This window comes from Nocardia sp. NPDC051981, assembly GCF_040680715.1.
GTDB lineage: Bacteria > Actinomycetota > Actinomycetes > Mycobacteriales > Mycobacteriaceae > Nocardia.
In genome coordinates, this window is sequence record NZ_JBFAXK010000002.1 from 416,553 (window position 1) to 436,344 (window position 19,792).

Annotated in this window: 14 protein-coding genes; 9 read left to right on the plus strand and 5 right to left on the minus strand. The window is 69.7% G+C overall.

Annotation, left to right across the window (positions count from 1 at the left end):
* Positions 1 to 149 precede the first annotated feature (149 nt).
* Together hrpB and AB0L60_RS05825 are read left to right on the plus strand one after the other, a co-directional pair.
* Positions 150 to 2,597 (plus strand): ATP-dependent helicase HrpB, encoded by a 2,448-nt coding sequence (gene hrpB, locus AB0L60_RS05820; RefSeq protein ID WP_364607830.1) that lies wholly within the window; start codon positions 150 to 152, stop codon positions 2,595 to 2,597.
* A gap of 153 nt (positions 2,598 to 2,750) precedes the next feature.
* The gene (locus tag AB0L60_RS05825) at positions 2,751 to 3,731 is read left to right on the plus strand and encodes a zinc-binding dehydrogenase (protein ID WP_364607833.1); all 981 of its coding nucleotides are present in this window, start codon (positions 2,751 to 2,753) and stop codon (positions 3,729 to 3,731) included.
* 12 nt (positions 3,732 to 3,743) lie between these two features.
* On the opposite strand, the gene AB0L60_RS05830 is transcribed toward AB0L60_RS05825, so the two are convergent.
* From AB0L60_RS05830 to AB0L60_RS05840, 3 genes are all read right to left on the minus strand, one after another.
* A complete protein-coding gene (locus tag AB0L60_RS05830) occupies positions 3,744 to 5,129 on the minus strand; it encodes a DUF2252 domain-containing protein (protein ID WP_364607836.1) in 1,386 nt (461 codons plus the stop codon).
* A 166-nt stretch (positions 5,130 to 5,295) separates the two neighbouring features.
* The gene (locus tag AB0L60_RS05835) at positions 5,296 to 6,858 is read right to left on the minus strand and encodes an FAD-dependent monooxygenase (RefSeq protein ID WP_364607839.1); all 1,563 of its coding nucleotides are present in this window, start codon (positions 6,856 to 6,858) and stop codon (positions 5,296 to 5,298) included.
* Positions 6,859 to 6,915: 57 nt separating this feature from the next.
* Positions 6,916 to 7,536 carry a TetR family transcriptional regulator gene (locus AB0L60_RS05840; RefSeq protein WP_364607842.1) on the minus strand — a complete coding sequence of 207 codons (621 nt, stop codon included), beginning with the start codon at positions 7,534 to 7,536 and terminating at the stop codon, positions 6,916 to 6,918.
* Positions 7,537 to 7,744: 208 nt separating this feature from the next.
* Between AB0L60_RS05840 and AB0L60_RS05845 the strand changes: the two genes are divergently transcribed.
* The 5 genes from AB0L60_RS05845 (at position 7,745) to AB0L60_RS05865 (ending at position 14,473) form a co-directional block, all read left to right on the plus strand.
* Complete coding sequence (locus AB0L60_RS05845; RefSeq protein ID WP_364607845.1) at positions 7,745 to 8,623, plus strand: DMT family transporter; 879 nt, start codon at positions 7,745 to 7,747, stop codon at positions 8,621 to 8,623.
* A 115-nt stretch (positions 8,624 to 8,738) separates the two neighbouring features.
* Positions 8,739 to 10,010, plus strand: a complete 1,272-nt coding sequence (locus AB0L60_RS05850; RefSeq protein ID WP_364607848.1) for a diguanylate cyclase — start codon at positions 8,739 to 8,741, stop codon at positions 10,008 to 10,010.
* 129 nt (positions 10,011 to 10,139) lie between these two features.
* Positions 10,140 to 10,799 carry a PhoU domain-containing protein gene (locus AB0L60_RS05855; RefSeq protein WP_364607851.1) on the plus strand — a complete coding sequence of 220 codons (660 nt, stop codon included), beginning with the start codon at positions 10,140 to 10,142 and terminating at the stop codon, positions 10,797 to 10,799.
* A 256-nt stretch (positions 10,800 to 11,055) separates the two neighbouring features.
* Positions 11,056 to 13,449 (plus strand): MFS transporter, encoded by a 2,394-nt coding sequence (locus tag AB0L60_RS05860; RefSeq protein ID WP_364608561.1) that lies wholly within the window; start codon positions 11,056 to 11,058, stop codon positions 13,447 to 13,449.
* 124 nt (positions 13,450 to 13,573) lie between these two features.
* Complete coding sequence (locus AB0L60_RS05865; protein ID WP_364607854.1) at positions 13,574 to 14,473, plus strand: SGNH/GDSL hydrolase family protein; 900 nt, start codon at positions 13,574 to 13,576, stop codon at positions 14,471 to 14,473.
* A 9-nt stretch (positions 14,474 to 14,482) separates the two neighbouring features.
* Here the strand turns inward: AB0L60_RS05865 and AB0L60_RS05870 are convergent, their stop codons facing one another.
* Positions 14,483 to 16,447, minus strand: coding sequence for a molybdopterin oxidoreductase family protein (locus tag AB0L60_RS05870; RefSeq protein ID WP_364607857.1), 1,965 nt, complete (start codon positions 16,445 to 16,447; stop codon positions 14,483 to 14,485).
* Between the two features lie 182 nt (positions 16,448 to 16,629).
* Between AB0L60_RS05870 and AB0L60_RS05875 the strand changes: the two genes are divergently transcribed.
* Both AB0L60_RS05875 and AB0L60_RS05880 read left to right on the plus strand, forming a co-directional pair.
* On the plus strand, positions 16,630 to 17,040 hold the full coding sequence (locus AB0L60_RS05875; RefSeq protein ID WP_364607860.1) for a hypothetical protein: 411 nt from the start codon (positions 16,630 to 16,632) through the stop codon (positions 17,038 to 17,040).
* A gap of 240 nt (positions 17,041 to 17,280) precedes the next feature.
* The gene (locus AB0L60_RS05880; RefSeq protein WP_354840504.1) at positions 17,281 to 18,033 is read left to right on the plus strand and encodes a DUF6319 family protein; all 753 of its coding nucleotides are present in this window, start codon (positions 17,281 to 17,283) and stop codon (positions 18,031 to 18,033) included.
* 77 nt (positions 18,034 to 18,110) lie between these two features.
* Here the strand turns inward: AB0L60_RS05880 and AB0L60_RS05885 are convergent, their stop codons facing one another.
* Positions 18,111 to 19,631 carry a GGDEF domain-containing protein gene (locus tag AB0L60_RS05885; RefSeq protein WP_364607864.1) on the minus strand — a complete coding sequence of 507 codons (1,521 nt, stop codon included), beginning with the start codon at positions 19,629 to 19,631 and terminating at the stop codon, positions 18,111 to 18,113.
* Between the last annotated feature and the right edge of the window lie 161 nt (positions 19,632 to 19,792).

Here is a 19,792-nt window from a genome sequence, read left to right on the forward strand (position 1 = left end):
TCCTCGTCCAAGATCGGCTGACTCACCCTAGTCCGGTTCCGCCCGCTGCGCGTAACGGCACGAACCGGTCAGGGTATCTGTCGTTCCGGGCCGTCGCCGCCGACGCCGGTGGCGACGGCGCGTCGCCGGGGCGGCAGACTGAGCGGGTAATGAAGCTGCCTGATCTTCCCGACCTCCCCGTACGCCCGGCGCTGGACCGCATCGTGGCCACCCTGGGCGAATGCGGCACCGCTGTACTGGTCGCGCCGCCCGGAACCGGCAAGACGACGCTGGTCCCGCTGGCCCTGGCCGCGACCACCGGCGGACGGGTGGTGGTGGCGGAGCCGCGCCGGCTGGCGGCGCGGGCGGCGGCCGCGCGAATGGCGGCGCTGCTGGGCGAGCGGGTGGGAGAGACCGTCGGGTATGCGGTGCGCGGAGACCGGAAGGTGGGCGCCGGGACTCGGATCGAGGTGGTGACCTCCGGGCTGCTGGTGCGGCGGCTGCAGAACGATCCGGAGCTGGCCGGGGTGGACGTGGTCGTCATGGACGAGTGCCACGAACGTCACCTGGACGCGGATCTGCTGCTGGCCCTGCTCCTGGATGCCCGGGCCGGGCTGCGGCCGGACCTGCGGGTGCTGGCGACCTCGGCGACCGTTGCGGCGGACCGGCTTTCGGCGCTGCTGGGCGGGGAGGGGGCGCCCGCGGCGCCGGTGCTGGAGGTGCGGGGCCGGGCCTATCCGATCGAGCTGGAGTACGTGCCGCCGGGCGCCCGGGAGCGGATCGAGCAGCAGGTGGCGCGGGTGACCCGCCAGGCATTGGTGGGCAGCGCGGGCGATGTATTGGTCTTCCTGCCCGGGGCGGGGGAGATCCGCCGGACCGCCGACCTGTTGTCGGGACTGCCCGACGTGGACGTGCTGCCCTTGCACGGCAGGCTGTCCGCCGCGGCTCAGGACGCGGCGCTGCGGCCGGGCGCGCGGCGGCGGGTGGTGCTGTCCACGGCGGTGGCCGAATCCAGTCTGACCGTGCCGGGGGTCCGGGCGGTGGTGGACTCGGGGCTGGCGCGGGTGCCACGCATCGATCATCGGCGCGGGCTGTCCGGGCTTGCGACCGTGCGGGTTTCGGCCGCCGTGGCCGAGCAGCGGGCCGGACGCGCGGGCCGCGAAGGCCCGGGGTGGGCGTGGCGGTGCTGGCCGGAATACGAGCACGCGACCCTGCCCGCGTATCCGGAACCGGAGATCCGCACCTCCGATCTGACCCGGCTGGCCTTGGAACTGGCGTGCTGGGGCACCGTCGACGGGCAGGCGCTGGCCTGGTGGGATGCCCCTCCGGCGGGTGGCCTGGCGGCCGGGCGGGCGGTGCTGCGGGCGCTCGACGCGGTGGATGACCATGGGGCGGTGACGGATCGGGGACGGCGGATGGCGGCCGTCGGATTGCATCCGCGCCTGGCGCGCGCACTGCTCGACGGCGCGCGCGAGGTGGGGGCACGGGCGGCCGCCGAGGTGGTCGCGCTGCTCGATGACGATTCCCTCGCTCCCGGTATCGATCTGGCCGCGGCACTGCGGAGCCTGCGCGGCGACCGGCCCGCCCGCTGGCAGCGGGAGGCGCAGCGGCTGGCGAAACTCGTCGAGGGCGACGGCGTGGACGACCCGGCTCTCGTTGCGGCACTGGCCTATCCGGAACGGCTGGCCCGCCGCCGGGCCCCCGGTTCGGCCAGTTACCTGATGGCGGGCGGCACCGCGGTGACCCTGCCACCGGGCAGCGGGCTGGGCGACGCCGAATGGCTCGCCATCGCGGTGGCCGGGCGCGACCCGGGTCAGGCCGAGGGACGAATCCGATTGGCCGCCAAGGCCGATGAGCAGCTCGCCCGGCAGGCCGCCGCGAACCTCCTGGAGACCGCCGACGAGGTCGATTGGGCCGACGGTGATCTGGTGGCCCGCCGCGTGCGGCGCCTCGGCGCGATCGTGCTGTCGGAGCAGCCGCTCAGGGATCCGGATCCGAGCCTGGTGTCGGCCGCCCTGCTGCGCGGACTGCGCGCCACCGGCCTGGACCTGCTGCGCTGGGACGAGGATGCTCGCAGCCTGCGGCAGCGCCTGGACTTCCTGCACCGCACCCTCGGTGCGCCCTGGCCCGCCGTCGATGACGACACCCTGCTGGCAGACGCCGAAACCTGGCTCGCCCCGGAGCTTTCCACCGCCCGCCGCCGCACCGACCTGGAGCGCGCCGACGCGGGTCAGGCCCTGCGCCGCCTGCTCCCGTGGCCCGATGCCGCACGCCTGGACGAGCTTGCCCCCGAACGACTGGAGGTCCCCTCCGGCAGCCGCGTCCGCCTCGACTACTCCGCGGACCCGCCGGTGCTCGCGGTCAAGGTGCAGGAGATCTTCGGCTGGACCGAGCCGCCCCGCCTGGCCGGCGGACGCGCCTCGATCCTGCTGCACCTGCTGTCCCCGGCCCAGCGCCCGGTGGCCGTCACCGCCGACCTGCCGTCCTTCTGGCGCACCGGCTGGCCCCAGGTCCGCGCCGACCTGCGCGGCCGCTACCCGAAACACTCCTGGCCCGAGGACCCCACCACGGTCACCGCCCACCGCGGCACCGCTCGCAACGCCGATCGCTCCGGGTAGCGGTGTCCCGCCGGACCGGGTGGCGGGAGTGAGACTTCAAGGGCAGCATGCGGAATAGCCGGTGACGCCCGGGTGCTGCAAGGCGGTGCGTCCGGCGTTCGGATGATGTGGTTCGACCCCGCCGGTGAGCAGGCGGAGAGGGAGTGTGGCGGCATGCGTGCGATTCGATTCGACGAATTCGGCGGACCGGAGGTGCTGCGGTCGGTGGAGCTCGCGGTGCCGGAGCCGGGGGCCGGGCGGGTATCCATCGACGTGGCCTATGTCGGAGTGAATTTCGCGGATCTGCAGGCGCGGGCCGTGGGCTATCGGGTGCCGGGGCTGCCGTTCGTGCCGGGGCTGGAATTGTCCGGGCGGGTGCGGGCCGTGGGCGCGGGTGTCGAGGGTTTGCGGGTCGGCCAGGCGGTGGCCGCCATCACCGACGGCGGCGCGTACGCCGATGTCGCGGTCGTCTCGGCCGCGACGGTGTTCCCGGTGCCGGAGGGCGTCGATCTGCGCACCGCCGCAACGCTTCCCACGGTGCTGCCGACCGCCTACGCCCTGGTGCACACCGTCGGCCGCCTGCAGCCCGGGGAGACCATGCTGGTGCAGGCCGCGGCGGGCGGCGTCGGCACGGTGGTCGCGCAGATCGCCAAGCTCGCGGGCGCGGGCGCGGTGTACGGCGTGGTGTCCAGCCCGGCCAAGGCCGAGTACGCCCGCGAATACGGTTATGACGCAGCGTTTCTGAACGAGTCCTTCGACGCGGAGGTCGCCGCCGCTACCGGCGGTCGCGGCGTGGACCTCGCACTGGAGTCCATCGGCGGTGAAACTCTGCGCCGCACACTGGATTCCCTGGCCCGCTTCGGCCGCCTGGTCTCCTTCGGCAATGCGGGCGGAGCGGGCCCGTGGCAGGTCGGCGCGCCGGACCTCTACCCGCAGGGCCGCTCGGTGGCCGGGTTCTCCATTCTCGGCCTGAGCGTCGAGGCCCCGGACGTTCTCCACGAGATCGCCTCGCACGCCTTCGAATTGGCCACCTCCGGCAAGGTACGGCTGCCCATCACCGCCGAGTTCCCGCTCGCGGAGGCCGCGGAAGCGCACCGGCTGATGGCAGGTCGCTCCTCGACCGGCAAGCTGGTGATCGCCGTCAATCCGGAGTAGCGCCCGGCACGCCTACTGCCCGTTCTTCACCGGCGCGAGGTTCTCGGCGGCCGTGACGCGACCGGATTCGATGGCGGCGAGCAGGGATTCGCGATCGGCCGCCGTCTGATCGGCGTAGGCCAGCGCGAAGGCCCCCATGGCCTGGTCGAAGACGTCGTTGCCGCCGAGATACGCTGCGATGGCCACCCGATCTCCCGATCGCGCGTGGCCACGCGCCAGCGTGTGCCCGCACAGGCCGGCGTACTGCCGCAGCTGCGCCGCCGACATCTCGTCGATGACCAAGGAGCCCTTCATGTCTCGCAGCTGCCGCCAGTAGTAGAACAGCCCATCGGAGCCGGTCGCCCAGCCCAGGAAGATGTCACCGGCCGACTGGGTGAGCCGCTGCCCGTGCACCACCCGGTGCCCCTGATGCTGGAACTTGCTGCTCCGCAGGTGCGCGGCCAGTACCGAATTCTCGGCCTGCTTCACCTGGAGGAACAGCGGATCGCCGGTATTGCGGCCGGTCAACAGCACGATGAAGCAGCGCGTGCCCACACTGCCCACGCCCACGACCTTCAAGGCGATATCCCGCAATTCGTACCGATCCAGCAGCACCCGGCGCTCCTCCGGCAGCGTGTCCCGGTAGTTCGAGAGCACCGAGAGCAGCTCGGAGTGCAGCTCTTTCGGTATCGGTCTGAGCAGCGGCGGCTCGGCCTTGATGCGCGGCACGCCATCGGGTCCGGGTTCGGTGAGCTTGTCCAGCGCCTGCAGGCTGGTGCGCGCCCGCGCCCGGCTGATCACCTTCTCGGTCTGCTTGCGGTCGTGCGGGCGCAGCAGCTCGGCGACCCGTTCGGCGTCCACCATCTCGTACCAGACGTCGGTCTCACCCAGATCCGCCAGCCGCACCATGGCCTCGCGATAGGCCTGCGCCGCCGCGGCCGCCGCCCCGCTCGCCTCGGCGTCGTCGCACCCATTGGCCCGCGCCGCCACCGCCACGCTGGCCGCCAGCCGCTTCACATCCCATTCGAACGGCCCGGGCAGGGTCTCGTCGAAGTCGTTGACGTCGAACACGAGTGACCGCTCCGGCGAGGCGAACAAGCCGAAGTTCGACAGGTGCGCGTCCCCGCACAACTGCACGGTGAGCCCGGTGTTCGGCCCGCTCGCCAGATCGGCCGCCATGATCGCCGGCGCACCCCGATAGAACGGGAACTGCCCGGCCGCCATGCGCGCGTACCGGATCTCCACCAGATCGGGCACCCGGGTCGCGGCCTGACGCTCCAGCACCGCTATCGGATCCTCCCGATCCGCCGTCGGCTTCCACTCACCGAGCGATCGACGTGGCACCTGCTTCCGTGCGGCCCGCCCGGCCTCCGCCGCCCCGTTACCGCCCGCCGTCGACTCCGCCGCCGATGTCGCCATGGGAGGACTCTAGTTCGACCGCTCACGGATTCCCAGGACCCGTGGCCCTGGGCCGGCGCGATCACGCTGGTCGCAGGGCCACGGATCCGGACACCGGCGGCGACAACTGCCGACGGGCTCGATCAGGTCGGCTGCCCGGCGACTCCTGACCGAGCCCGCGATCCTCCTATCCGGCCGCGGCGTCGGGAGCGGGTGCGCCGAACCATCGGTGCAGCGCGTTCCGGAGGCTCTCCCGAGCGGCCGGGGTGACGTCGTCGATCGCCCAGGCCACATAGCCGTCCGGACGGATCAGCAGCGCCGCGGCGGGTGCGTCGGTGGCGGTGGCGGCGAGGGGCGTGACGCGGTCGGTCCAGCCCGCCGCGGCGGCGACCGGATCGAGGGCGGCGTCGAAGGTCAGCAGGAGGGGCCGGGCGTCACGCAGGAGTTCGGCGATCCGGGTTGGGCCGCCGGCTGTTTCGAGGGCGCAGTCGGGGAAGAAGTAGCCGGACAGCCGATGATCGTCGCCGACGTCGTAGCGGATGTCCGAGCCCGCCAGCAGCCCGGCGATATGGGCGGCCGCCGCCGGGAGCCGCAGCAGCTCACCGAAAAGCTCTCGGAGAGCGGTGATTTCCGGACCGGGGGAGACCAGAGCCGCCTGGGAGAGCGAGTACATCACCACGCGTTCGGCCACCGGGTGACGCTCGGACTCGTAGGTGTCGAGCAGGCCCTCGGGCGCCCAGCCCCGGATTTCGGCCGCGAGCTTCCAGCCGAGGTTGACGGTGTCCTGCAGGCCGAGGTTCAGCCCGGGCCCGCCCATCGCCGAATGCACGTGCGCGGCATCGCCGAGCAGGAAGACGGCGCCCTGCCGGTAGTGCTGCGCCACCCGGGTGTTCTGGCCGATCGTGCGGCGCAGCGTGTGCGGACCCGGGCCGGGCGGCGGCGTGATGGGCAGCGGGGCGCCGAGGACGCGTTCGACGCTCTCGCGCAGTTCCTCGAACGTCAGGGGTTCGTCGTCGGAAAACTGCTCGCCGCCTTGGAATTCCATGGTTCCGATGATCGGCCGGCCCGGATCGAGTTCGGCGTAGATGAAGATGCCGCGTTCGAGCCGGTGATGGCCGAGTCCGAACCGGCCCACCCCGGGAATCTCGATGCCGCCCTCGCCGGAACGGAACTCGTCGGGCAGGGTGGCATGCCCGACCCGGCTGACATGCCCGTCGGAGGTGATGCCCGGGAATTCGATCCCGATCCGCTTGCGCACCAGGCTCTTTCCGCCATCGGCCCCGACCAGGAAGCGAGCGGTCAGCGGGTAGGGCCCGTCGGGTCCGGACACTGTGACCGTGACCTGGTCGCCGGCGGAGTCGATGCCGGTCAGCTCGTGTCCCCAGCGCAGGTCCACGCCGAGGTCGATGGCGCGCTTGGTGAGGATCTCCACCATCTCCGGTTGCGGCTTGAAGACGAGGTGCACCGGATTCGGCTGTACGGCGGTGAGATCCAGCGGCAAGCCGCCGAAGATGTAGCGCGGGGTCGGGGCCGGTGCGGCCGGACTGCCGCTGAACGCGCCGTACAGTCCCCGCATATCGAGGACCCGGACCACCTGCCCGGCCAGGCCGTTGGCCTTCGGTTCGGGGCTGGGTGCGGGTAACCGATCCAGCACGATCGGGCGGAGGCCGGCGAGTGCGAGTTCGCAGGCGAGCATCAGGCCGTTGGGTCCGGCTCCGGCGATGACGATGTCGACGGTGTTTTCGGGCATGGCAAATAAACCTCTTGTCGTTGAGGGTATTTGGAGAAACCGGCGAGAGCGGCGCTGCTATGCCGGTGGTTGCGGCAGGCCCGCCGCGAGCGCGGACAGGGCCTGGCGGAGCAGATGGGTGACGGGGACGGTCGGCGCCGTGCGCACATAGACCTCGAAGGCGGCCTGCAGCGCGGCGCCGGCCGCCCCGGCCACCAGCCGCGGGTACAGATCGAGTTCCGGGTCGGTGCCGGTGCGTTCGGCGATGGCGATGATCAGGTTGTCTTCGACGCCCTTGGTCAGCAGGGCCCGAGTCTCGGGGGCGGCCACCAGTTTCCGGACCTCGGCGAGCTCCGTGGGCGAGGGCAGATACCCGGGCGACTCGGCGAGTTCCGACTCGAGTGGCTCGAGCAGTGCCGCCGTGAGCGACTCCCACAGCGGCTCGTTCGCCGGACGGGAGCGCAGAATCTCGACGGCGCTGCTGATTCGGGCCAGATGCCGGTAGGCGAGCGCGTCGTACTTGCCGGAGAAGTAGTTGTTGAAGGTGCGCACGGACACGCCCGCGCGGGCGGCGATGTCCTCGCGCACCACGTTCTCCAGGCCTCGCTCGAACATGAGCTGAAGTGCCGCGTCGCTCAAGGCTTTCCGGGTGTCGAGCTTCTTGCGTTCGCGGAGACCGAGGGTCTGTTCGTCCGGCATGACTCCAGTATGCGCAAAACGTGCCCAGTGGGCAATATTTCTCGCTGGGAAAGTTTTCACCGCTCTGTTCGCGGGTGTCGCATGCCTGACCGAAATAGTTCGGACGCCCAGGGCGTTCGGACGACCGATTCAGCGTGTCGGCGGCGTGGCTTACGCTCCCGGGGATTCGGAAGGAGCGTGTCGTGCGACGAGGTTGTGGGGTGGGGCGGTGAGCAAGCGCGGCTGGCTGCTGTTCCTGGGCATGGGTGTGATCTGGGGTGTGCCGTACGCCATGATCCGGGTCGCGGTGCGGGATTTCGATCCGGTGTTCGTGGCCTTCGGGCGGACCCTCCTGGGTGCGCTGGTGCTGTTGCCCATCGCGCTGTCCACCCGGGTGCTGCGGCCGGCGCTGCGGCACTGGCGCTGGGTGCTGATGTACACGATCGTCGAGATCACCGGTCCGTGGCTGCTCATCGGGCGCGCCGAGACCAGGCTGACCAGCTCGACGGTGGGTCTGCTGATCGCGGCGGTGCCCCTGATCGCCATCGTGCTCACCACCCGCCTCGGGCACGAACGCCTCGATCCGCGGCGCATTCTCGGCCTGGTGATCGGCTTCGCGGGCGTGACCGCCCTGGTCGGTCTGGATATCGACGTCTCGAATCTGGGTGCGCTGGCGGCCATCGGCGTGAGTGTCATCGGCTATGCGCTGGGCCCGATCATCATCGACCGCAAACTGACCGAGCTGCCACCGATCGGCGTGGTGACCGGGTCGCTGATCTTCGCCGCCGCCATCTATCTGCCGTTCGCGTTGTGGCGGATGCCTTCTCGCTTCCCGGCCGGAGCGAGCTGGTCGGTGGTGGGCCTGGGCCTGATCTGCACCGCGCTGGCCTTCGTGGTCTTCTTCGCCCTGATCGGCGAGGTCGGCCCGTCGCGCGCCACCGTCATCACCTACATCAATCCCGCGGTGGCACTGCTGATCGGCGTCTCGATGCTGGACGAGCCCCTCACCGCGGGCATGGCGATCGGCTTCCCGCTGGTGATCCTGGGCTCGATCCTCGGCACCGCCCGGGCCCGGGTGCGGCCCGCGGCTGAGCCCGCGCCGGCCTAGCTCGGTCGGCCGGTGCCGGCACGGGCACAGCGGTTCTTTCGTATGCTCATTGTTAGCGAGTGGGGAGGGAAGTGCTGGACCTCGATGGTCCGGCGATGCAGGAAGGTCCTCATGGATGGACGGTCGTGAGGTTGCCGAGATGGCGCGGGAATGGTCGGCGGCCCTGGTCGATTGCGATGGCGTTCCGACATCTGTGCCGCCCGACATCCGCCAGTTGACGACGGGATGGATCGTCACGCTGGAAGCCGCCCTGTCGGCCGAGTCGTTCGATCCGTCGCCCGCATGCCGAGTCGGGGTCGAGATGGTCCGGTCGAACCTGACGGTCCCCGCCATGATGACCTCGACCGCGGCGGTGCTGGCCGGATTGCTGGAGCGGTCACGGCGCCCGGATCGAGCACAGCGGTTCGGCGCGCTCCTGGGAGAGCTTGCTCGCGGCTACACCACCGAGCTGCTGGATGTCCACGCCCGCACCCAGCAGGCTGCCGAGCAACGCTTCCGCGTGGTGTTCGACAACGCCGCGGTGGCCATCGCGCTCTACGACGACTACGGCATCACGCTCGAGGCCAATTCCACGACGGCACGGATGGTCGGGATGAACCAGGAGGATCTGCCGGGGGTGTCCGCGCTGGACCTGATGCACCCCGACGACCGCGACAAGCTCCGGCACGCGGTCGTCGGTTTGCTCAAGCGCAGAAGCGGCACCGCGTACCTGGAGGGCCGCTTCTGTCGCCCCGACGGCAGCGTCAGCTGGGGTGCATGGACGATGACGCTGGTGCGCGACGCGGACGGACGTGAGGTGCGCGTGCTCGCCGTCGGGGAGGACATCACCGAACGGCGGGCCATGCAGCAGAAACTGTGGTGGGAGGCCCGTCATGACCCGTTGACGGGTCTGCCGAATCGTCATTGTCTGCTCGAGCAGATGGAGGCCATTGTGGCGGCGGCCAGTCCCGGCGATCACATCGGTTTGTGCTTCCTCGACCTCGACGAGTTCAAGATGATCAACGATCGCTACGGCCACCACGCGGGAGACAGCGTGCTGGCCGAGGTCGGCCGCAGGCTCGACGCGACCCTGACCTCGCCGACGGTCACGCCGGCCCGCATCGGCGGAGACGAGTTCGTCGCGCTGCTCGCACCGCCCTGCGACGACGACACGGCCCACGCGGCCGCCGAGACCATGCTCGCGACGCTGCGAGACCCGGTTCCGGTCGGTCCTGGCGATCTGCTGTCGCTGTCGGCCAGCATCGGCGCCGTTGTCACGCCGGTTGCCGGCGCGAATGCCGAAAAGCTGTTGGACGACGCCGATGTCGGCCTGTACCGCGCCAAGGCCGCCGGCCGTGGCACCTGGGTGCTGCACCGCACCGAGAACGGCCCTGCGGCCAGGCAGTAGCCGTGGAGCCGCCGCACGCCCGACCGGGCGGTCGGTTTCAGCCTCGGGAAGAGAACCGAGAGCCATTCGGGGATAAAGGTTTTGCCGCGATAGTGTGCAGGCATGCGGGTGGGCGGCCAAGATATGCGAGTGCGCACGAAATTCTCCAGCGAGCTGATAGCGCTGACCGATGAGCTCGCGGATATGGCGCGGCTGACGCATGAGGCTTCCGAACGGGCCGCGGCGGCGCTCCTCGGCAGCGACCTGACCGCCGCCTACGAGGTGTTCGCGCTCGAAGAGCAGGTGGAGATCGAGCACGCGAAATGTGAGGACCGGTCGGTCATCCTGCTCGCCCTGGAGGCGCCGGTGGCACGCGACCTGCGCCAGGTGGTGACGGCCATGCAGATCGCCGACGACCTGCTGGCGGTCAGCCGCGCCCTGAGCCGGGTGGCCGATGTGGTGGTGCGCCGCTACCCGAATGCGGTGGCCCCGCAGCACGTCCTCGACCTGCTCGCGGAAATATCCGCCGCGGTCACGGATCTCACCGATCTGGCGGGCAAAGTGATTGCGGCACAGAACCCGCCGCGCGATCGCGCCCTGGTGCCGCGCGACGAGAACCTGGAGCGGCTGCGTGGCCGGCTGATGGAGCTGGCGGCCGATGACGGCTGGCCGCACGGATCGGCCATGGCCATCGATATCGCGCTGCTGGCCCACCACTTCGAGCGCGGGGCCGACCACTGCGTGCGCATCGGGCGGCTCATTCGCTTCTTCCACACCGGTATTCCGCTTTACGCGCAAACGGAGGCGTAACCACCACCTCGTGTGAGGGGCCCCGATCGGCGGGAGTAAGCTGCCCGAATTGCTTCATGGCGAGGTCTTTTCGAGTAGCACCGCACGCACGGACAGCCGAAATCCGACAAGGGCCCCAAACATGACCAACATCTCCACCCAGACATCGGTGTCCACCCCGGCACGGGTGGCGGCGCCGGTCCGGGTCGCGCCGGCCGCCCCGGCACCGAGCGACCGGGTAGCGCCGATCGAGAGAACGCTGTCGCACCGTCAGATCATGACCATCCTGTCCGGCCTGCTGCTGGGCGTTTTCCTGGCGGCGCTGGACCAGAACATCGTGAGCGTGGCGATCGTCCGCATCGCCAACAGCCTGCACGGCTTCGACAAACAGGCCTGGGCCACCACGGCCTACCTCATCACCGCCACCATCTCGACGCCGCTCTACGGCAAGCTCGCCGACATCTACGGCCGAAAACCCTGCTACCTCATCGCCATCGGCATCTTCGTGATCGGCTCGGTGTGTTGCACCTTCGCCACCTCCATGTACCAGCTCGCGGGATTCCGTGCGCTGCAGGGCGTCGGTGCGGGCGGGCTCATGTCGCTCGCCTTCACCATCATCGGCGATATCGTGCCGCCCCGCGAAAGGGTCAGGTATCAGGGCTATTTCATGATGGTCTTCGGCATCGCCACGGTGCTGGGACCGGTACTGGGCGGCTTCTTCTCCAATGCCGACCGCATTCTCGGGCTCGCGGGCTGGCGCTGGGTGTTCCTGGTGAACGTGCCGATCGGGGTGCTGGCGCTACTGGTGGTCGGCAAGGTGCTGGACGTGCCCTTCGCGCGGCACCGCCACCGCACCGACTGGCCGGGGGCGATAACCCTTGCGGCGGGCACGGTTCCACTGCTCATCGTCGCCCAGCAGGGCCGCGACTGGGGCTGGGGCTCCCCTCGCGCGCTGCTCTGCTACGGCATCGCGGGCGCCGGACTGGTGCTGTTCCTGATCGTCGAATTCCTCATGAAGGACAGCGCGCTGATTCCGCTGCGGCTGTTCGCGAATCGCACCTTCAGCATCGCCATCCTCGGCGGGTTCATCGTCGGTGTCGCCATGTTCGGCGCGATCGTGCTGGTGCCGCTGTACTTCCAGGTGGTGCGCGGATATTCGCCCACGCGCTCCGGGCTCTTCATGCTGCCGCTGGTGGTGGGCATCATGCTGGGCGCGCAATTGTCCGGGCTCATCACCAAATTCACCGGGCGCTACAAGGTGCTGCCGATCCTCGGCTCGCTGGTGATCGGCGCCGGGTCGGTGCTGTTCGCGCTGGTGCACTACGACAGCCCGCTGTGGCAGCCGCTGCTGTACTGCGGCATCATCGGTTTCGGCCTCGGCGGGTGCATGCAGACGCTCATCATCGCCGCGCAGAACGCCGGGCCGCGCTCGGATATGGGTGTGTCCACCGCGTCGGCCACCTTCTTCCGGCAGATGGGCGGCACGCTCGGCGTCGCGGTCTTCCTGACCATCCTGTTCAACCTGCTGCCGCGCAAGATCCTGGCGGCCTTCGGAGGACAGCTGCCACCGGGATTCGACGCCGGGCAGCTGGGCCGGATCCAGAGCAACACCAGCGGCATCGCGGCATTGCCGGACCAGCTCCGCGTACCCATCCTGACCGGATTCACCCACGCCATGGGCGGGGTGTTCGTCGTGGCGGCCGCGGTGGCGGTGTTGGCGGCGTTCGTGCTCATGTTCATGAAAGAGATTCCGCTGCAGGATGTTCCGACGCCGGTCGTGGAGGAGATCGCCGAGCCGGAACCCGAACTCGAGCCGGAACCCGAACTCGATCCGGAACCCGAGCCGGAGTTCCATGTCCTCGAGCCATCGGGGTTGTCGGTGTCGGGGTGCGTGCACCGCGAGGACGGACAGTCGGTGCCCGACGCCGTGCTCACCCTCATCGACCAACGCGGACGCCAGGTTTCGCGAGCCGTCGGCGAATCCGACGGCGGCTATGTCATCGGTGTCCCGCGTTCGGGCGGCTACGTGCTGATCGTGTCGGCGTTCGGTTATCAGCCCGCCGCGGTGACCGTTTCGGTCGGTAGCCGCTCGCACCGCCTGGATGTGGCGCTGCTCGGATCCGGTGAGGTGTCGGGCGTGGTGCGGTCAGTGGGACGCGGTGCGCCGCTCGGCGATGCGACCATCACCCTCACCGACGCGTTCGGTGACGTGGTCGGCTCGACGGTCACCACCCCGGAGGGCGATTTCATCTGCCGTGGCGTGCTGGCCGGCACCTACACGCTGGTCGCGGTGGCCGATCACATGCGTCCCTCCGCGGTCACCCTGACCGTGCCGGACAGCGGAATGCTGCGCCACGACATCGAATTGGCGCCGCGCGCGGTGCTGGCCGGATCGGCCTGCAACGACCGCGGGCACGGCGTGCCCGATGCCCAGATCACGGTGCTGGACGAGGCCGGTGATCTGATCGCCGTGACCCGCACCGACGACACCGGCCGCTACGCCGTGCCGGATCTGGCGGAGGGGCGTTACACCGTGATGGCCCGGGGATACCCGGCGGTGTTCAGCAGGGTCACGGTCGCCGACGGCGAGGTCGCCCACGATGTCCTGCTGGGCTACGAACGGGTGGAATCACCGGGACGCGAGCGCTGGGAGTCGGTGGATCGGGTCTGAGCCGGGAGCGGTTGCGGCCGAGGATTGTTTCAATTCGCCGCGCGCCGCGGTCCTGCAGCTGTTAGGTTTCCGAGCTGAATACAGTTCAATGTTCGGTATTGGGCTGGTCCAGGGGAGAACCGACATGAAGACCTCGCGTGCACTGCTGACCGTGGCCGCCCTCGCCGCCCTCGTACCCACCGCCGCCGCCCAGGCCGAACCCGCCACCCCCGGCACCGGCGCAGCCGTCAACGAGTATGTGGCCCTGGGCGATTCCTGGGCCGCCGACGCCACCCTGAGCCAGCTCACCACCGCCTTCACCCCGGCGCCGTGCGTGCAGAGCGTCCACAATTACGCCAAGCAGGTCGCCGCGGCCCTGGCCGTGCCGGTGTTCCGTGACGCCACCTGCGGCGGCGCGGTCACCGCCGACATGACCCGGCCGCAGCACACCGCGCTCGGCGACAACGCGCCGCAGTTCGACCGGCTGGCCGAGAACACCGACCTGGTCACCCTCGAAATCGGCGGCAATGACGCGGGTCTCGCGGCCACCGTCACCGATTGCATCACCCTCGACCCGGCCGTCAGCCCCTGCCTGAACGAGATGGTGGTGGGAGGCGTCGATCGGATGTCGCAGAACATCGCCCGCACCGAACCTCGGGTGGCCGCCACCATCGCCGGTATTCGCGAGCGCGCCCCGCACGCTCGCATCCTGCTGCTCGACTACTTCGAGGGCATCGGCCTCGACGGCGGCTGCTGGCCGGAGATCCCCATCTCCGACGCCGATGCGATCTGGCTGGGGCAGAAGCTGATCGAACTGCACGACATGCTCGGGCGGGTGGCCGCCGAGACCGGGGTCGAGTTCGTCGACACCTACGACGGCAGCTCCGGGCACGACGCCTGTCAGCCCGTGGGCACCCGCTGGGTGGAGGGGCTGCTGCCGTTCTCGGGCAGCCCGGTCGGGCTCGCGGTGCCGTTCCACCCCAACCAGCTCGGCGCGGACTACCAGGCGCGGCGGGTCCTGGAGACTCTCGACGCCACCTCCTGACCGGCGCAGTCAGCGGCGCGGGGTGATCGATACCCGGTTGTCGTGGAACACCGCGCCGCCGCCGAAGTCCGAATCACGTTCCGCGACCGTCGCATTCACCGTCGCACCGCCGGAGTGCTTGGCCCAGCGGCCCTTCGTGGTCGCGGCGACACCGGGCCGGACCCGGTTGGACACCTCGGCGACGGCCTCGAAGGAGCCGCGATCGTTGTGGACGGTGACCGGATCGCCGTCCGCGATGCCGCGCGCCGCCGCGTCCCCGGGATGGATCGTGACGGTCGGTTCGCCTGCGCGCCTGCGTAATTCGGGATCGACGCCGAAGCTGGTGTTCAGGAAGTAGTGCGACGCCGCGGAAATCAGCACCAGTCCGTCGCCCGGATCGGCGGGCGGGGTGTACCCGGCCAGCGGATCGTGTCCCGCCCGCGCCGCGCGGTCCGACACGAACCGGAGTTTGTCCACCGGCACCGGGCGCGGATCGATCTTCAGGAAGCCGTCGGCGCGCAGCCGGTCGACGTCGTACTGTTTCAACAGCTGGTTCGCCAGGTCCTCATCCGACTCGTACAGCGCCGGTTCGGCAAGCCCCAGGCGCCGGGCCAACCGGCGGAAGGTCTCGGTGGTGGGCAGGCATTCACCGGGCGGGGTCACTGCCGGTTCGTTCCAGACCAGATAGAGATTGCCGTACGCGGCCAGCACATCGAGGTGCTCGGGCTGCATGGTGGCCGGGAGGACGATATCGGCGTAGTCGACCGTGTCGGTCGGAAAGTGTTCCAGGACAACGGTGAACAGATCCTCGCGGGACAGGCCCTCGATCACCCGGCGCTGATCGGGATTGGAGCCCACCGGATTCGCCGCGATCACGAACAGCGCCTTGACCGGCGGTCCGTCGGTGTCCAGCAGCACCTCGCCCATGCGGGTCATGGACAGCGTCCGCACCGGACGCGGCAGCAGATCGAATCGCATCAGTGCGGGGGTGTCGAGCCGGAAATGCCCGCTGGTCGAATAGTGCAGTCCGCCACCGGGAATCGCCCAGTCGCCGGTGACACCGGGCAGGCAGGCCAGGGTGCGCAGCGCCATCCCGCCGCCCGCGTGCCGCTGCATTCCCTGCGAGGCGCGAATGGCCGTGGGCCGGGTGCGGGCGATGCGTTCGCCCAGAGCCACGATGCGTTCCACCGGCAGCCCGGTGATCTCGGCGACCCGCTCCGGCGGGTACTCCGCGATGCGCTCGCGGAATTCGGGCCAGCCCTCGGTGCGGGTTTCCAGGAACTCGGTGTCCTCGGCTCCCAGCCCGACGATGACGTGCATGAGCCCCAGCGCCAGCGCCGCGTCGGTGCCGGGCAGCGGGGCGAGGTGTTCGTCACAGCGTTCGGCGGTGCGGGTGCGCACCGGATCGATGGCCACCGTGTACGCGCCGCTGTCCTGGATGAACTTCCAGACATGATGGCCGGAGCTGAGCGGATTGGTGCCCCACAGCAGAATCAGCCGCGACTGCGCCAGCTGCTCCGGGTCCATGCCGCCCGCGGTGCCCAGGGTGTATTTCAGCCCCGTGCTGCCCGCGACGGAGCAGATGGTCGGGTCGTGCAGGGAGGCACCGAGCGCATTGAACAACCGCCGGCCGGAGAAGCCTTCCAGTCCTTGGATGTAGCCGAGGGAGCCGGTGCCGTGGAAGGGCCAGACCGCCTCGCCGCCGTACTCGGCGATGATGCCGGTGAGCCGGGTGGCGATCTCGTCGAGCGCCTCGTCCCAGGTGATCGGTTCGAAGCGGCCCTCGCCCTTGCGGCCGACCCGGCGCAGTGGCCGGGTGAGGCGCTCGGGGGAGTGGACCTGGTCCAGGTAGCGGTTCACCTTCACGCACAGCGCGCCCCGGGTGACCGGGTGCTCGCGGTTGCCGCGCAGGCCGGTCGCCCGGCCGTCCTGCACGTCCACCACCCAGGAGCAGGCGTCCGGGCAGTCGAGTGGGCATGCTCCGAGAACCTTCACCCGGTCGATCGTAGGCAGGTCTGCGCGGGCGCGCGAAAAGCGAGCGTACGGCAGGTTTCCGGGCGCGACACGCCTGTGCCGTCATGTGACGACACGCGGTCGAGCTGGGGTACTCTCGGCGCGCGGCTAATCAGCCGCAACAGGAGTGCGGGGGCGGAAGTGCGCGGTGGAATGGGAGATTCATGATCACCCCCGGCCGAGGTCTCGTCGGTGTCGTCTCGGGATGTGCGGCGCTGCTGACCGGATGCGCGCACGCCGGCCACACCGATGCCGCGCATGTACACCAGGCGAACAGCGAGATGGCCGCCAGCGACTCGGGCGAGATGCAGCGCAGCGCCTTCGTCACCGCCTGCGCGGGGACCTCGGCGGGCTGGCAGGCGACGGCGGTGGTGAGCAATCGGGATGTGGTGGAGCACCGGTATCTGGTGGTGATCAGTTTCATGTCGCCGGAATCCACCGATCTGGAACGGACACGCACCGAGGTGCTGGTGGCGCCGGGCTCGACGCAGGACTTCACCACGGAGACGCGGCTGAATCCGGTGTCGCGGCCGCAGACCGTCCGGTGTGTGCTGCGCGGCGTCGAGCAACTCTGACCGATGCTCGCGAATCGGGCGGCCGGGCGGTCGCGCTGCCTCGAAAGTTGCGCGGGGACAGGGGCGGACGCTTAGGATCACCAACGCCGGCCATGCTCTGTGGGCCGCACCAGTAGGAATAGCTGACGGTTCACTGGCTCTCGGGCGGTGACCATGTGCGTTCTCCGGATGTGGATTTGTCGGTGCCATGGTGCATGCTCTTGGCACGCAGATGTCCGCCCCGTCCGCCCGGAGTGCCCCATGTCGACCCGTACCAAGCCACAGCCCTTGTCGGATACCGAAATTCGGCAGATCGCCGCGGAAATCGACGCGGGCCGGCCACCGATGGTGTGGTTCACCGCGGTGGCGGTCGGCGTCCCGGAAGGCCGTTCCGGAAAGGTGATGTCCCTCGGGGATCCGTCCGAGGGGGATTTCCTGCAGGTGAAGCCGACGGGCTCGAAGGATGTGCTGTCCTTCGGTCCCACCGAGGTGACCCTGACCAAACCGGCCCGGCAGAACCCGGCCAAACCGGCCGGAGCTCAACCGAAAACGGCAACCAGGAAGGAACCCACCGTGACGATGTCGTCTCCCGTGACGATGCCGGCCAGCGCGCCGAGCGCTTCGCCCGCTCCGGAAGCCAAGGTCGAGACCCCGCAGCCGGCTGCGGAATCCGCGCCCGAGGCCAAGGCCAAGCCCGCCGCGTCGCGTCCGGCCCGCAATGCCGCCAACAGCGCCGCCGCGAAGAAGCCGAAGGCTCCCGAGGTGACGGTCACCCTCAGCGGCACCGCCGAGGGTGAGTGGACCCTGGATGTCGTGAACGGCAAGAAGCGCACTATCAAGGGCCTGCCGGTCACGAGTTCCGCTGTGGCCCAGGCCGCCAAGATTCTCCACCCCGAATTCGCCGAGGTCGTCGACTCCATCCACGAGTCGGTCCGCGCCGCCCAGCAGGCCAAGGTCGCGCAGCTGCAGGCCGAACTCGAATCGGCCCGTCGGCTACTCGAAGACCTGGCCTGACGAGATTCCACGCGGGTAACTCCGGCGCGAAGACCGGTGGCCCAACCCTTTTCGTGTGGGGCTGGGCCGCTTCCGGGTCATACCGCGGATTCGCGCTGCCAGGTGCGAGGACCGGATTCGGGACGGCCGCGACGCAGGTCGTCGTGGAAGATGTAGCCGAGGGAGTATTCCTTGGCGTGGTACATGGCCGAATCCGCCTCGCGCAGTAGCTCGTAGACGGTGGTCTCGGTCTCTCGTGGCTTGGTGCAGGCGATTCCGATACTGGCCGCTATTCGCACCTCGGCGGCGCTCAACTCGAACGGTTCACCCAGGGTGGCGAGTAGCCGCTCCGCCAGCTGGCGGGCCTGCTGCTGCGCCAGCGGGGCGAGCACCACGAATTCATCACCGCCATAGCGGGCGGCCGCGTCATCACGGCGGATCACACGGCGGATGCGGGCGGCGGCATTGGCGATGAGCTCGTCACCCACCGCATGGCCGTAGTTGTCGTTGACCCGCTTGAAGCCGTCGAGGTCGATGAACAGCAGGGCCAAAGACTGTCCGGCCCAACGCTCCCGATTACGATGCAGCGCCCGCAGCAGGGCGGCGCGGTTCAGGAGCCCGGTGAGCATGTCATGGTCTGCCTGATACTGCGCACGCCGTTCGCTGCGGGCGCTGCGTTCGATGGCGCGTTCACTGCGTAGTAGTACGCCCGCTAGTAGGAGGGCGAAGAGCGAGGACACCACCACGCGGTCGAGGGTGTCGAGGCTGGAGCCCACCACCGGCACCAGCGAGGCCACGATCATGACGATGGCGATGATGCTGGCCCGCTGCCGGGACCGGTGCGGATGGATGTCGCGCGGTTCGCCGAGGACCACCATGCTCGGGTGCAGGGCGGCCGCGCCGATCAGCGTGAAGCCCAGTTGCAGTGGCAGCAGCTGGATCTGGCGGCCGAATACCGCCGAGCCCGCGGTCTCCAGGTTGTAGGCCAGGTCGCCGGCCAGGATCACCAGCATGGCCAGGTGCACCAGCCGCAGCGAGGTTTCCGAGCGCGCCGAGGTGATCACCGAGTGCACGATCACGGTGAGCAGCAGGGCATCCACGATGGGATCCGCGACCGAGGTGATGGTGGTGAAGTAGGTGTGGTGCGTCATGTGCAGCACCGGTGAGATGAGGAAGGTCCACGACAGCAGCAGCGCGCCCAGGCCGATCAGCCCGGAGTCCAGCAGCAGATCGTGGTCGGTGCTGTTCTGCCGGGGACGCAGCCACAGCACCGCGGCCACGCCTACGCAGCAGTACCCGCTGAGGGTGAAGAGATCGTCGAAGGGGTGGCGCTGCGATTCGGAGATGTGGCGCAGCCCGGTGCCAATGGCGAATTGCACGGCGGACGCCGACAGCAGATACCAGGGCAGGGGATGGCGGGGGTGGTACCTGCGTACACCGAGCCCGATCATGGTGAGGCTGATGGCCACCGACACGAACAGGGTGCCCAGGGCCACCGCGCGGGTATTGACCACCATGGGCAAGCCGAGAATGAGCACGCCACCGATGAACAGCACGGTGCGCCAGCAGATTTTGAAGCGCGGACCAGACCGTTCGGCCGGTTGTGCGTCCGTTCCCACCAGCCCCCCTTGTCCGAGCAGTACTCGAAAAGACACCGCCGATCATCAACCGAGTGTTGCGGTACGAGCATAGGTCCCGCGCAGCGGTGGCAGAGTGCCCGGTAGAGAAAAGGCGCTGCCACTATCTGGGCAACCGAACCGATCATGACATGAAAACGGCC

Bases quoted from the DNA above. Each gene is read 5' to 3' on its own strand.
- hrpB (WP_364607830.1), top strand. From the start codon at position 150: ATGAAGCTGCCTGATCTTCCCGACCTCCCCGTACGCCCGGCGCTGGAC.
- AB0L60_RS05825 (WP_364607833.1), top strand. From the start codon at position 2,751: ATGCGTGCGATTCGATTCGACGAATTCGGCGGACCGGAGGTGCTGCGG.
- AB0L60_RS05830 (WP_364607836.1), bottom strand. From the start codon at position 5,129: ATGGCGACATCGGCGGCGGAGTCGACGGCGGGCGGTAACGGGGCGGCG.
- AB0L60_RS05835 (WP_364607839.1), bottom strand. From the start codon at position 6,858: ATGCCCGAAAACACCGTCGACATCGTCATCGCCGGAGCCGGACCCAAC.
- AB0L60_RS05840 (WP_364607842.1), bottom strand. From the start codon at position 7,536: ATGCCGGACGAACAGACCCTCGGTCTCCGCGAACGCAAGAAGCTCGAC.
- AB0L60_RS05850 (WP_364607848.1), top strand. From the start codon at position 8,739: ATGGACGGTCGTGAGGTTGCCGAGATGGCGCGGGAATGGTCGGCGGCC.
- AB0L60_RS05860 (WP_364608561.1), top strand. From the start codon at position 11,056: ATGACCATCCTGTCCGGCCTGCTGCTGGGCGTTTTCCTGGCGGCGCTG.
- AB0L60_RS05865 (WP_364607854.1), top strand. From the start codon at position 13,574: ATGAAGACCTCGCGTGCACTGCTGACCGTGGCCGCCCTCGCCGCCCTC.
- AB0L60_RS05875 (WP_364607860.1), top strand. From the start codon at position 16,630: ATGATCACCCCCGGCCGAGGTCTCGTCGGTGTCGTCTCGGGATGTGCG.
- AB0L60_RS05880 (WP_354840504.1), top strand. From the start codon at position 17,281: ATGTCGACCCGTACCAAGCCACAGCCCTTGTCGGATACCGAAATTCGG.